The organism is Fertoeibacter niger (genome assembly GCF_009380135.2).
GTDB classification, from domain to species: domain Bacteria; phylum Pseudomonadota; class Alphaproteobacteria; order Rhodobacterales; family Rhodobacteraceae; genus Fertoeibacter; species Fertoeibacter niger.
Genome location: NZ_WHUT02000003.1, coordinates 340,206 through 352,724 on the forward strand (window position 1 = coordinate 340,206; position 12,519 = coordinate 352,724).

At 67.2% G+C, this 12,519-nt stretch carries 16 protein-coding genes; 7 read left to right on the forward strand and 9 right to left on the reverse strand.

Annotation, left to right across the window (positions count from 1 at the left end):
• Window positions 1–5 precede the first annotated feature (5 nt).
• Window positions 6–1,262, forward strand: a complete 1,257-nt coding sequence (locus GEU84_RS07290) for an NAD(P)/FAD-dependent oxidoreductase (protein WP_152824599.1) — start codon at window positions 6–8, stop codon at window positions 1,260–1,262.
• Here the strand turns inward: GEU84_RS07290 and GEU84_RS21330 are convergent.
• Window positions 1,241–2,401 carry an MFS transporter gene (locus GEU84_RS21330; RefSeq protein ID WP_152824598.1) on the reverse strand — a complete coding sequence of 387 codons (1,161 nt, stop codon included), beginning with the start codon at window positions 2,399–2,401 and terminating at the stop codon, window positions 1,241–1,243. The two genes, GEU84_RS07290 and GEU84_RS21330, sit on opposite strands and share 22 nt — an antisense overlap.
• 203 nt (window positions 2,402–2,604) lie before the next feature.
• The gene (locus GEU84_RS07300) at window positions 2,605–3,549 is read right to left on the reverse strand and encodes an NAD(P)/FAD-dependent oxidoreductase (RefSeq protein WP_174539372.1); all 945 of its coding nucleotides are present in this window, start codon (window positions 3,547–3,549) and stop codon (window positions 2,605–2,607) included.
• 45 nt (window positions 3,550–3,594) lie between these two features.
• Between GEU84_RS07300 and GEU84_RS07305 the strand changes: the two genes are divergently transcribed.
• Entirely contained in the window at window positions 3,595–4,038 is a 444-nt protein-coding gene (locus tag GEU84_RS07305; RefSeq protein WP_152824596.1) for an RrF2 family transcriptional regulator, read from the forward strand.
• 93 nt (window positions 4,039–4,131) lie between these two features.
• Complete coding sequence (locus GEU84_RS07310) at window positions 4,132–4,734, forward strand: 50S ribosomal protein L25/general stress protein Ctc (protein WP_152824595.1); 603 nt, start codon at window positions 4,132–4,134, stop codon at window positions 4,732–4,734.
• Between the two features lie 103 nt (window positions 4,735–4,837).
• Here GEU84_RS07310 and hmuQ read toward each other — a convergent pair whose 3' ends face one another.
• The gene (gene hmuQ, locus GEU84_RS07315) at window positions 4,838–5,152 is read right to left on the reverse strand and encodes a heme-degrading protein HmuQ (protein ID WP_152824594.1); all 315 of its coding nucleotides are present in this window, start codon (window positions 5,150–5,152) and stop codon (window positions 4,838–4,840) included.
• 98 nt (window positions 5,153–5,250) lie between these two features.
• On the reverse strand, window positions 5,251–5,922 hold the full coding sequence (locus GEU84_RS07320; protein ID WP_174539373.1) for an FkbM family methyltransferase: 672 nt from the start codon (window positions 5,920–5,922) through the stop codon (window positions 5,251–5,253).
• A gap of 125 nt (window positions 5,923–6,047) precedes the next feature.
• On the opposite strand from GEU84_RS07320, the gene pth reads away from it, so the two are divergent.
• The 3 genes from pth to GEU84_RS07335 all read left to right on the forward strand — a co-directional run bounded on the left by pth (window position 6,048) and on the right by GEU84_RS07335 (window position 8,332).
• On the forward strand, window positions 6,048–6,755 hold the full coding sequence (gene pth / locus GEU84_RS07325) for an aminoacyl-tRNA hydrolase (RefSeq protein ID WP_152824592.1): 708 nt from the start codon (window positions 6,048–6,050) through the stop codon (window positions 6,753–6,755).
• Window positions 6,752–7,804 (forward strand): DUF2332 domain-containing protein, encoded by a 1,053-nt coding sequence (locus GEU84_RS07330; protein WP_338144771.1) that lies wholly within the window; start codon window positions 6,752–6,754, stop codon window positions 7,802–7,804. Before pth ends, GEU84_RS07330 begins: the two co-directional genes overlap by 4 nt.
• A gap of 159 nt (window positions 7,805–7,963) precedes the next feature.
• Window positions 7,964–8,332 carry a DUF2237 family protein gene (locus GEU84_RS07335; protein WP_152824591.1) on the forward strand — a complete coding sequence of 123 codons (369 nt, stop codon included), beginning with the start codon at window positions 7,964–7,966 and terminating at the stop codon, window positions 8,330–8,332.
• Between the two features lie 27 nt (window positions 8,333–8,359).
• On the opposite strand, the gene GEU84_RS07340 is transcribed toward GEU84_RS07335, so the two are convergent.
• Entirely contained in the window at window positions 8,360–8,773 is a 414-nt protein-coding gene (locus GEU84_RS07340) for a GFA family protein (RefSeq protein WP_152825093.1), read from the reverse strand.
• Between the two features lie 19 nt (window positions 8,774–8,792).
• Window positions 8,793–10,025, reverse strand: a complete 1,233-nt coding sequence (gene trpB, locus GEU84_RS07345) for a tryptophan synthase subunit beta (RefSeq protein WP_152824590.1) — start codon at window positions 10,023–10,025, stop codon at window positions 8,793–8,795.
• 209 nt (window positions 10,026–10,234) lie between these two features.
• Here trpB and GEU84_RS07350 point away from each other — a divergent pair, with 209 nt between their 5' ends.
• Window positions 10,235–11,011 (forward strand): DUF4394 domain-containing protein, encoded by a 777-nt coding sequence (locus GEU84_RS07350; RefSeq protein ID WP_152824589.1) that lies wholly within the window; start codon window positions 10,235–10,237, stop codon window positions 11,009–11,011.
• 86 nt (window positions 11,012–11,097) lie between these two features.
• Here the strand turns inward: GEU84_RS07350 and GEU84_RS07355 are convergent, their stop codons facing one another.
• From GEU84_RS07355 to ihfB, 3 genes are read right to left on the reverse strand one after another with little or no spacing between them, the layout of a single operon-like run.
• Entirely contained in the window at window positions 11,098–11,736 is a 639-nt protein-coding gene (locus GEU84_RS07355; RefSeq protein WP_174539374.1) for a phosphoribosylanthranilate isomerase, read from the reverse strand.
• Complete coding sequence (locus GEU84_RS07360; RefSeq protein WP_152824588.1) at window positions 11,737–12,096, reverse strand: lipopolysaccharide assembly protein LapA domain-containing protein; 360 nt, start codon at window positions 12,094–12,096, stop codon at window positions 11,737–11,739.
• A 36-nt stretch (window positions 12,097–12,132) separates the two neighbouring features.
• A complete protein-coding gene (gene ihfB / locus GEU84_RS07365; protein WP_107664524.1) occupies window positions 12,133–12,414 on the reverse strand; it encodes an integration host factor subunit beta in 282 nt (93 codons plus the stop codon).
• Window positions 12,415–12,519 lie beyond the last annotated feature (105 nt).

Genomic DNA, 12,519 nt, shown 5'->3' on the forward strand with positions numbered 1-12,519 from the left:
ATGCCATGACCGCACATCACACCACAGATACGCTGGTGATCGGCGCGGGGGTCATCGGGCTGGCCGTGGCGCTGCGGCTGGCATCGGCCGGGCATGATGTGCTGCTGCTTGATCCGGCGCCGCCCGGGTCGGGTGCGTCCTATGGCAATGCGGGCACGATTGCCGACTATGCCGTGCTGCCGGTGGGCACGCCGGATGTGTTGAAAAACCTGCCCTCGCTGCTGTTTGACCGCAACTCGCCGCTTGCCATCCGCCATGCCGCGCTGGCCAGCCTTGCGCCATGGCTGCTGCGTTTCGCCCGGCAGTCGCTGCCCGCCGCCGCGGCGCGCAACACCCATGCCATCGCCCGGCTGGTGGCCGACGCCTGCCCCCGGTGGGAGGATCTGGCGAGCCAGATTGGCGGGCAGGCGTTGATGCAGCGGCGCGGCTGCCTTTACGCCTACGAATCCGCCCGCAGCTATGCCGCCGCCGGGACCGATATGGCCAACCGCCGCAGCCATGGAATCAGCGCCGAGTTGATCGGCCCGGATGCGCTGGCAGCGATGGAGCCTGCCTTGCCACCCATGGCCGGGGCCGCGTTCTTTCCCAAGGCGGTGTTTCTGTCAGATCCCGGGCAGATGGTGGGCCTGCTGGCCAAGGCTGCCTTTGCCGCCGGTGCGGGGCTTGTCGCTGGCCGCGCGACGGGTCTGGAACGGCGGATCGACGGTATCCTGACCCAGGCCCGGGCTGCTGATGGCGGTGACATACGCATCCACAGCCGCCGGGTGGTAATCGCCGCCGGGGCGCATTCCCGCGCGCTGGCCGCGCAGGCGGGCGACACGGTGCCGCTGGATACCGAGCGCGGCTACCATCTGGAATGGGACATGGCCCTGCCCCGGCTGACCCGCCCTACCTGCCCCACGGCGCGCGGGTTTTACCTATGCCCGATGGACGGGCGGTTGCGCGTTGCGGGCACCGTTGAGCTGGGCGGGCTGACCGCCCCGCCGTCACCGCACCGCATCGCCCGGCTGCTGGCGGGTGCGCGGGCGATCTTTCCCGATCTGGGCGGGCCTGACCGCACATGGATGGGCTTTCGCCCTTCGCTGCCCGACAGCCTGCCGGTCATCGGGCCTTCGCGCGGCGGGTCCGATGTGATCCACGCCTTTGGCCATGGCCATATCGGGCTGACATTGGCCCCGATCACCGCGCAGATTGTGGTCGATCTGGTGGCTGGCCGCGCCCCGCCGGTGCCACTGGCCCCCTACAGCGCCGCGCGGTTCTGAAGCCGCCCGGCCAGCAGCGGCACCAGCGCCAGCACAAGCAGCAAGGCCAGCGCGGCAAAGCCAAAGGCCGCCCGCAGGCCAAAGGCCCCGGCAATCACCCCCAGCGCGGGCGGGCCAAAGAAATAGCCGAAATAGCCAAACAGCGTGGCCCGCGCCACCGCGCGCGCCCGCGCCTCGGGCTGCGCCATGCGGCCCACCAGCGAAAACGCCGTGGGGGCCAGCACCGACGCCCCGATGCCCATGATGATGAACCCCGCATAGGCCATGGCCGGGCTGGTCGCCGCAGCCGCCACCAGCGCGCCGATGGCCGCCAGCACCGCGCCGCCGGTCAACAGCCGTTCGGGGCTGATCCGCGAAACCAGCCCCTGCCCTGCCAGCCGCGACACCCCCATGGTCAGGGCCAGCACTGCGGGGCCAAGGCTGCCCTCGGCCGCCGATCCGCCCAAAGTGCGCTCGATATGCAGGGCCGACCAGGCTTCGGCCGCGTTTTCCGACAGGAAGGCGATCATGACGATGGCCCCGCCAATCAGCGGCAGGCGGCCCAGATGCCCCGCCGTGCCGCCCTTGGGCTTGCGCAGCCCGATGATGCGCCCGTCACGTTCCAGCGCCACCAGCGCCAGCGCCATGGCCGTCAGCCCCGCCGTGCCCAGCACCATGCCCGGGCTCCAGCCCGCCGCCCGTGCCGCACCCGTGCCCACCGCCCCGACCGCATAGGCCAGCGAATAGGCGGCGTGGCACAGGTTCATCAGATGCAGGCCGCGGTCATTTTCCAACGCCGCCACCCGCGCGTTCATCAGCACATCCAGCGTGCCGGTGGTGGCGCCGCAGCCCGCCATCGCCAGCGCAAAGACCCACAGCGCACCCGCCTGCCCCGGCATCACAAAGGCCAGCCCCATCGCCAGCACCGCCACCGGCAGCGCCACCCGGCCCAGCAAGGTGCCTGTGCCCGGAGCCAGCAGCATGGCCGTCACCGCCGCCACCGGGGCTGCCAGCATCAACAGGCCCAGCGTGGCCTCGGACACGCCCAGCATATCCTTGGTGTCCGGCATCACGGCGGCAAAGGCGCCCCACAGCAGGCCCATGGCGGCAAAAGCCGCCACAGCAGGCCGCGCTGTGCCAAGGGTGGTGAGAAAGCTCATGGGAGGCTCCGTTGCAGGTGCCACAGCTATCGTGGCCCCCGCAGCGCGGCAAGCCTGCCGCCGACGCCTGCTGGTCGGCGGGCGACAGCGGCCCCGCACCATGCCGGGGCGGGCTGTTCAGCCGCTGAACGCGGCCTTACAGCCTTTCCAACAGCGAAGAACGCCCAACAGGGCTGATAAGCGCACCCCGGGCGCAGCTCGTCTCAGGCAAAGGTCATCAGCGAACGGTGGCAGGCGACACCGGCCTTGGCCCCATCAGCCACCGCCTGCGGCGCGCTTGGCATCGGCCGGGCCAGATCACCCGCCGCGAACACACCGGGCACCGATGTGACGCCCCATTCATCGGCCACCACATGATTGCCGAACGGCCCTTCGGTGACGGCACAGCCAAGGCTCAACGCCAGATCGCTGGCAAAGACAGTGCGCGCCCCCAGATAGACCGCTTCGCGGGCCACCTGCTGCCCGCCCTCCAGCACCAGCGCGCGCAATTGCCCCGCCTCATGCAGCAGCGCCGCAACCGGCGCGTCATGAATTGCCACGCCCTCAGCCGTCAGGTGGCGGCGCATGTCATCCTCCAGCGGCTGCCCGTGCAGGAACAGCGCACGGTCAGCGGTCCAATGCGCCAGCATCTGCACCTGATGCAGCGCAGCCGGGTGCAGCATCAGCACACCCGTAGGCCGGTCGGCCAACTCGTATCCGTGGCAATAGGGGCAATGCACCGCCGTGATGCCCCAGCATTCCGCCAGCCCGGGCAGCGGCGGCAGGATATCGGTCTGGCCCGTGGCCAACAGCAGGCGGCGGGCGACATGGGTGTGCCCGGCATCATCCGTAAGGCGGAAACTGTCGCCATCGGCGACCGCCGCTGTCACCCGCGCCTCGTGCAGCGCAACTGTGGGATAGGCCAGAACCTGCGCCCGCCCGGCCAGCCGCAGCGCGTCGGGCGGGGTGCCGTCATGGCCGAACAGCCCGTGGGAATGCGCCGAAAAGCGGTTGCGCGTGACGCCGCTGTCAAACAACGTGACGCTGCGGCGGCCCCGCGCCAGCATCAGGGCGGCGGAAATGCCGGCAAAGCTGCCGCCGATCACCGCCACATCGGCGATGGCAACAGCATTCAGGCCGCCGGAAGCGGGGTTTTCAGCGCGGTTCATGGGATTCTCCTTGCGGGATGCGATTCTCGTAACTAATATAGTTACATGAAACAGGACAGCAAGCTTTCTCTCGCCCTGCATGCTTTGGGGCATATGGCGCGGGCCCCGGGGCAGCCGATGACATCGGATGTCATCGCGCAGCACAATGCCACCAACCCGGTGGTGGTGCGCCGTGTGCTGGGGCTATTGCGCGACAAGGGCATCGTCCTTTCGGAAAAGGGCCATGCGGGCGGCTGGCGGCTGGCCCGCCCCCCCGCCACGATCACGCTGGCCGACGTGTATCTGGCCATCGGCGAGCCGTTCCTGCGCCCGCAGCCCCTGTCTGACATGCCCAGTTGCGCCGTTGTGGCGGCGATGCAGGGCACCGTTCTGGCGGCAATGGCCGAGGCCGAGGCGGTGCTGATCCGCCATTTCACCGCCTGCACCATTGCCGATCTGGGTGCGGCCATGCAGGACGGCATGCAGCAAGCCATGCGCAATAGCCTGTAAAACCGCTTTCCTTTCCTGCGAATCCGCCCTATAGCCCCCCGGTCGCGCCGCACACCCTTGGAGGGCGGCGGACTTATCATATGGAGAACCTCAATGGCTGGTGAAATCCCTGATTTTCACGCCGAGGTACGGACGGGGACAGGCAAGGGGGCCGCTCGTCAAGCTCGTCGTGAGGGCTACGTACCCGGTATTGTCTATGGCGGCGGTGTGGAACCGCTGTCGATCAATATCAAATACAACGCACTGCTGAACCGGCTGAAGAAAGGCCGTTTCCTGCAAACGCTGTTCAACCTGAAGGTTGAGGGCGAAGAAGACGTGCGTGTGATCTGCCGCGGCGTCCAGCGTGACGTGGTGAAGGATCTGCCGACCCATGTGGATTTCATGCGCCTGCGCCGCACCTCGCGCGTGGCGCTGTTCATCCACGTGACCTTTGAAAACCACGATGCGGCCCCCGGGCTGAAACGTGGCGGCACGCTGACCGTGGTGCGCCCCGAGGTCGAACTGGAAGTGACCGCCGGTGACATTCCCGACCACATCACCGTGGACCTGACCGGCAAGAACATCGGCGATGTGATCCACATCAACGACGTGGTGCTGCCCGAAGGTGCCAAGCCGACCATCGACCGCAACTTCGTGATCGCCAACATTTCGGCCCCCTCGGGCCTGCGTTCGGCCGACAACGAAGAAGAAGCCTGACAGCCTGCGCCCTGTGGGGCGTGACGGGGCGGCGGATGCACAGGCGTCCGCCGCCCTTTTGCTTGGTCGGCCATCGGTTCACGCTGCCGGGCGAGGTCGCCGCTCACGCGCCGATATGCTGCACGCTGGCAAAGATCTCCAGCTCCGGCGGGCCTGCGTAAATGTCGGAATGGCCGCCCGCGCCGCGATGCGCTGCGCGGAACGCCTCGGATTTCGTCCAGCCCGTGAAGGCCGCCTCGGATTCCCACATGGTATGCGAGGCGTAGAGCACATGGTCGGCCCGCACCGGGCCCTTCATCAGATGGAAGGCCACGAAACCCGGCACCTGGGGCAACTGGCTGTCGCGGTTCTTCCACACCGCCTCGAACGCGGCCTCCTGCCCGGGCTTTACCCGGAAACGGTTCATGGTCAGATACATGGCACACTCCTGCAAGGGGTTTGGGCTGGATGGCGGGCGCTGTGCGCGGGCTGTCGGGCAAGGCATGTCATCACCCGCACCGCCGCCCGGGTCAAGCCTCAGGCCACGCGTTCCAGCACCACCGTGGCCGCCCGCGACCCCATGGGTGCATAGGTGAAACCCTGGGCCGAGGCGGCATCAAAGATACGCTTGATCCCGGCCTTGCCATAGATCGCGGGATGAATCTCCATCACCATCAGGCGCAGGTCAGGCGGCAGGGGGGTGTTGAGCAGGTCCAACTCCCCCCCTTCGATGTCGATGCTCAGCACCGTGGGGCGGAACCTTTCCAGCAAGGTGCCAAAGCGCAGCGCGGGCACCGCCACCTCGCGCGCGTTTTTCGCCCCCTCGCGCGGGGTCAGCGATGAGGCCCAGAAAGACCGGCGCACGGTGAACACCACATGGTCGCCGTCAAATGCGTCAGGCACCACGGCCCCATGGGCAATCTCGCCCGTCACCCCGTTGCGCGCCAGATTGGCCTGCGCCACCGGGGCCATCTGCGGCCCCGCCTCGACCCCCGCCACAGGGGCCGCAACCACCTTGCCCGCCAGTGATGCCAGAAACCCCGCCCCCGCCCCCAGATCCAGAAACCTGTCACGCGGGCGCAGGTGTTTCAGCAGCGCCTCGGCCTCTGTATGCTCATACTTCCCGCTGGCCATGGCGGTATCCAGTTGCCCCGTCATCAGCGCGTCGGGGATGTGCAGCGTCACGCCGCTGATAAGATATTCCGCCACTTGGCCCCCGCTGCATGCCCGCTGCCGTTGCATCCCCGGCCCCGCAGACCTAAAACGCTAGCGGGCGGCCCCGCGCTTGTCCAGCCATGCGTGCCGGGCCATGCCCGCCGGGAAAGGAGACGGCCATGAAGCTTTTTACCGGCCTCGGCAATCCGGGCGCGGCCTATGCGGGCAACCGGCACAACATCGGCTTCATGGCGGTGGACCGGATCGCGGCGGATCACGGTTTCGCGCCGTGGCGGGCGCGGTTTCAGGGGCTGGCAACCGAGGGTCGGCTGGGCGCGGACAAGGTGGTGCTGCTGAAACCCGCCACCTTCATGAACCTGTCAGGGCAGGCGGTGGGCGAGGCGCTGCGTTTTTACAAGCTGACGCCCGCCGATCTGGTGGTGTTTCATGACGAGCTTGATCTGGCCCCCGGCAAGGCGCGGGTAAAACAGGGCGGCGGCCATGCCGGGCACAATGGCCTGCGGTCGATCCATGCACATGTGGGCGAGGCTTATGGCCGGGTGCGGTTGGGCATCGGCCACCCCGGGCACAAGGATGCGGTGGCGCATTATGTGCTGTCGGATTTCGCCAAGGCGGAACAGGGCTGGCTGGATGATCTTTTGCGCGGCATTTCCGACGGGGCGGCGCATCTGGCCGATGGCGACGCGGCGCGGTTCATGAACGCCGTGGCCTTGCGCACCGCCCCGCCGCGCGCACCCACGGGAACCGACCGGCGCGACCCTGCCCCGCCCCAGCCCGAACCGCCGCGCGCGCCGAAAACCGTTTCCCTGCCTGCCGAGCCTGACACGCGCAGCGCACTTCAGCGGCTGGCGGACCGGTTCCGGTGAGCGGGGACCGCGACATCCGCGACGTTTTCCGCGCGCAGGCCAGGGCCTGCGACATGCTGGGCTCGCCCTTTACCGCGCGGCTGCTGGCGATGTTGGCCGACCGGCTGGCGCCCGGCAGCCCGCTGGCCGACCGCATTCTGGGTTGGCCGGGCGACGCCGGGCCATCGGGCGATTCCGTGCCGCTGCGGCTGGCCGGGGGGCTGCATGCGCTGGTGCAGACCGGGCGGGATGCCGCGCTGGCCGCGGTATATGCCGATACCGCAGCCCATACCGGCGATGCGCTGTGGCAGCCGGTAGCGGCGGCGCTGGCGGCGCATGAGAACTTTCTGATGGCATGGCTGAACAGCCCGCCGCAGACCAACGAGGTGCGCCGTGCCGCCGTGCTGATCGCCGCCGGGCATTGGCTGACCGCGCGCTTTGGCCTGCCGCTGGTGCTGTCGGAACTGGGGGCCAGCGCCGGGCTGAACCTGCTGTGGGATCGTTACGCGCTGGATCTGCCAGGGTTGCGCCTTGGCCCGGATGACCCGGCGTTGGTGCTTAGCCCCGATTGGCGCGGCGCGCTGCCCCCACATTGCCCGCCAGAGATCGCCGCCCGCGCTGGCGTGGATCTGAACCCGCTGGATCCGGTGGCAGACCGGCTGCGCCTGCTGGCCTATATCTGGGCCGACCAGACAGACAGGCTGACCCGCACCAAGGCCGCCCTGGCCGAGGCTGTGCGGCTGCGCCCGCCCGTCGCCCGCGCCGATGCGGTGGACTGGCTGGACACCCGGCTGGCCAACCGCCACGCAGGCCATCTGCATCTGGTCTTCCATACGATCGCCTGGCAATATTTCCCCCCTGCCGCACAGGCGCGGGGCGAGGCGCTGCTGGCCGCCGCCGGCGCACGGGCCACGGCCGATGCCCCGCTGGCCCGGCTGGCGATGGAGGCGGATGCAACCCCCGGCAGCGCCGCCGTGACGCTGAACCTCTGGCCCGGGAATGTGCGGCTGGTGATGGGCCGCGCCGATTTTCATGGGCGCTGGGTCGAATGGCTGGCCTCCGCGCCCTGACACCCGCCAGGCGATTGGTCCGCATGCCCGAAACTCTCCACCGAAACTTTCCACAGAAACAAGACGTAACTTCGTGCAATCACGCGAAAATTCTGCACCACAGGCATCGACAGTGGCCGCCCTGTGCGTAGGATGCCCCCGGCCATGAAGGAGTGCCCCATGAAAGATTTGTCGCTGAACGTGCTGGGAGGCCCGCTGGAATCCTGCTCCACCGATCCGCTGACCGGCTATTACCGCAACGGGTGCTGCGACACCGGGCTGGAGGATCGCGGCCGCCACACTGTCTGCGCCACGATGACCGACGAATTTCTGGCGCTGTCGAAATATCTGGGCAATGACCTCAGCACGCCCCGGCCCGAATACGGCTTTGCCGGGTTGAAGCCGGGCGACCAGTGGTGCCTGTGCGCCGGACGCTTCCTGCAAGCGCATGAGGAAGGTGCCGCACCGCAACTGCGCCTGGCCGCCACCCACGCCCGCACGCTGGACATCGTGCCGCTGGAGGTGCTGCGGCTTTATGCGGTGGATTAACAACGGATGGCAGCGGGCCGCAGCCGATCACCCTTCGCTGCGCCCTTCGCTCTCGCGGTTGCCTGCATAATGCCGCGCCAGCGGAAATTCCGGCAGCCATGATTCGCGCCGCACTGTCCACAGCTCATACGTCGGCATGAACTGGTCAGGGGCGTCCAGCGCGCCCAGATTGACCTCCACCTCGTCGCCGCTTTGCCCGAACACCGGCGAGCCGCAGTTCGGGCAGAAGAACCGCCCGTTAAAGGCGCGCGCATCGCCCGTGACCGTCACCGCATCTTGCGGGAAGATCGCCGAGGCGTGGAACAGGGCCCCGTGGTGTTTGCGGCAAGTCAGGCAATGGCAGATGCCGACCCGGTAGGGCCTGCCCATGGCCACAAGCCGGACATTGCCGCAGACGCAGCCACCCGTGACCTGCCCGCTGTCTTTCCCGTCCACGCCCATACCAGCCACGCCCCTACCGTCAGATCTTCATGTCAAACCCAAGGTGCTTTGCCACGGTGAAGATGTCCTTGTCGCCGCGCCCGCACATGTTCATCACGATGATATGGTCGGCGGGCAGCGTCGGCGCGATCTTCATCACATGGGCCAGCGCATGGCTTGGCTCCAGCGCGGGAATGATGCCTTCCAGCGCGCAGGACAGTTGGAACGCCTCCAATGCCTCGGCATCAGTGATGCTGACATATTGCGCGCGTTTGGTGTCATGCAGCCAGGCATGCTCCGGCCCGATGCCGGGGTAGTCGAGGCCAGCCGAGATCGAAAAGCCCTCAAGGATCTGCCCGTCAGGGTCTTGCAGCAGATAGGTGCGGTTGCCGTGCAGCACGCCGGGGCGCCCCCCGGTCAGACTGGCGCAATGCTGCATCCTGTCATCCACGCCCTTGCCCCCGGCCTCGACCCCGATGATGTTCACCGACGGATCGTCGAGGAAGGGGTAGAACAGCCCCATGGCGTTGGACCCGCCGCCGATGGCCGCGATGACGGTATCGGGCAGACGCCCCTCGCCCTCCTGCTCGGCCAGTTGCCAGCGCACTTCCTTGCCGATGATGCTTTGAAAGTCGCGCACCATCGCGGGGTAGGGATGCGGCCCGGCCACCGTGCCGATGCAATAGAACGTGTCGCGCACATTCGTCACCCAGTCGCGCAGCGCGTCGTTCATCGCATCCTTCAGCGTGCCGCGGCCAGATGTCACCGGCACCACCTCGGCCCCCAGCAGACGCATGCGGAACACGTTCGGCGCCTGGCGTTCCACATCATGCGCGCCCATGTAGACCACGCATTTCAGCCCGAACTTGGCGCAGACCGTGGCCGTGGCCACGCCGTGCTGGCCTGCCCCGGTTTCCGCGATGATCCGCGTCTTGCCCATGCGGCGGGCCAGAATGATCTGGCCCAGCACGTTGTTGATCTTGTGCGCGCCGGTGTGGTTCAGCTCGTCGCGTTTCATGTAGATTTTCGCGCCGCCCAAGTGCCGGGTCAGCCGCTCGGCATAATACAGCGGCGAAGGGCGGCCCACATAATGCTTCCACAGCCAGTCCATTTCCGCCCAGAAATCCGGGTCAGTCTTGGCAAATTCATAGCGCGCCTCAAGGTCGAGGATCAGCGGCATCAGGGTTTCCGACACGAAACGCCCGCCGAACATGCCGAAACGGCCCTGTTCATCGGGGCCGGTCATGTAGCTGTTGATCAGATCGTCGGGCATCGCTTCCTCCGTGGTTCAGCGGGATGTAGCGCCAATGCGGCGGGTGGTAAAGCGCGGCAACGTCACCGTTTCGCCGCGCCCTGACGTTTTCGTGAACGCCGCAGCGAAACTTGGGGGGCACCGAAGCGTAACTTCTGCGTTGATCGGTGCAAAAGGGCCGCAAGCCCCGCTGCGCCATATCCATTTGCCTCAACCCCAAGGAGAGACCAATGAACCGCATAGCCGCTGCCCTGCTCGCAACCACAGCACTTGCCACCCCCGCGCTTGCCGAAACCGCCATCGGCCTGACTGGCGACAAGACGCTGGTGATGATCGACACGACGACCGCCGCCGTCACCGGCACGATGGACGTCGAGGGCGTGGACCGTCTGCTGGGGATCGACTACCGCCCGTCCAACGGCACGCTGGTGGGCGTGACCGACGCGCATGTCATCGTGACCATCGACACGGCGACCGGCATGGCGACCGAACTTTCCACGATGAACGTCATGCTGCCCTCGACCGAGGGCGCGGTCATTGTCGATTTCAACCCGATGGCGGACCGGCTGCGTTTCATGACCGGCACCACCAACCACCGGGTGAACGTGGATACCGGCGAAGTGACCGTGGATGGCCCGTTGGCCTATATGGCCGGTGACATGCACGAGGGCGAAACGCCCAACATCATCGCCGCCGCCTATATCAACAGCTATGGCACGCCCGAGGCGACGGGCATGTTCGACATCGACGGCACGATTTCGGCGCTGATCAAGCAGGCCCCGCCGAATGACGGCACGCTGGCCGCCGTGGGCAAGCTGGGCGTGACGCTGGAAGGCCCGGTGGGCTTTGACGTGGCGACCACGGCGGACGGCACCAACACCGCCTGGCTGGCCGCGATGGGCGGGTTGCACACGGTTGATCTGGAAACCGGCGCCGTGACCGGCACCTGGGCCATCACCGGCACCGACCAGCCGATCCGCGACATCACGGTCCTCCCCGCGATGTGACGGAAGGGGGCGCGGCGGCGATCGCTCGCCGCGCCCCGTTTCAAAATTCCAGACGGTTGGTGCAAACTGTTTCGGGCGACTTTGGGTCAGCCCGCCGCCCTGACGAAATCGGCAATCCGCCCGGCATCCTTGACCCCCGGGGCAGATTCCACCCCTGATGACACATCCACCTGCCGCGCGCCGGTCAGGCGCACCGCCTCGGCCACATTTGCCGCCGTCAGCCCGCCCGCCAGCATCCACGGCCTGATCCAGCGCCGCCCGGCAAGAAGCCGCCAGTCAAAGGCCAGCCCGTTGCCGCCCGGCAGCGCCGCACCCTTTGGCGGTTTGGCATCCACAAGGATCTGGTCCGCCACCACGGAATAATCCAGCAGCGCCGCCAGATCGCCCTCATCGGCCACGCCCACCGCCTTCATCACCGGCAGGCCATAGCGCGCGCGCACAGCCGCCACCCGTTCGGGCGATTCGTGGCCGTGCAGTTGCAGCATGTCCAGCGGCACGGCTTCGACGATGGCATCCAGCGCGGCATCATCGGCATCCACCGTCAGGGCCACCTTGGCCAGCCCGATGGGCGCGGCCAGTGCCAGCACCTGCGCCTGCGCCAGCGTGAGATGCCGGGGCGATTTGGGAAAGAACACGAAACCCGCATAGGCCGCACCCGCAGACGCCACGGCAGCCACATCGGCCAGCGTGCGCAGGCCGCAGATTTTCACGCGGATGTCAGCCACCTAGCCGGCTTTCCGGCTGTCCAGCAGGGCCAGAACATCATCCTTCGGCTGGGCCTTGGCATCGCGCAGACTCGCCACCTCGCGCCGCAATTGCGCCACCTCACGCGCCTTGGTCGCGGCGGCGGCGCGGTGCTTGTGCTCACGGAACCATTCCCACAGGAAACCGATCAGCAGGCCCGCCACGATGCCGGCAAAAATTACGACGAAAAGTGGCAGTTCCATCGACCAGCCAAAGCCCAGGAAAGCCGCCATGTCATCGGGCAAGGTCTTGACCACCACCGGCGCGCGGTTGGCCAGTGCCACCGTCAGCAGCGACAGGGCAAGGGCGATCAGAAACAGATAGCGCAGCCAGCGGATCATCGGGTCATCCTGTCAGGTTCGGGGCTGCGCTGCCGGTTACTTGCCGTTCAGCCGGTCGCGCAGCAGTTTGCCGGTCTTGAAGAAGGGCACCTTCTTGTCTTCCACTTCAACGGCTTCGCCGGTGCGCGGGTTCCGTCCTACCCTCGCATCCCGCGCCTTGACCGAAAATGCGCCGAAACCGCGCAGTTCCACCCGGTCGCCCTTGGCCAGCGCCTCGATAATCTCTTCAAATACAGTGTTCACGATACGCTCGACATGGCGTTGCGTGAGATGCGGGTTTTCATCCGCGATTTTCTGGATCAGTTCCGAACGGATCATCCGAAGTGCCCCCCTGTGATCGGCCGGAATGCCGCCACGTTTTTCTTGTCACTGGACTATAGGCAAAAAAAATCGGCGCACAAACAGGAAAACCCGTTGAAAGCC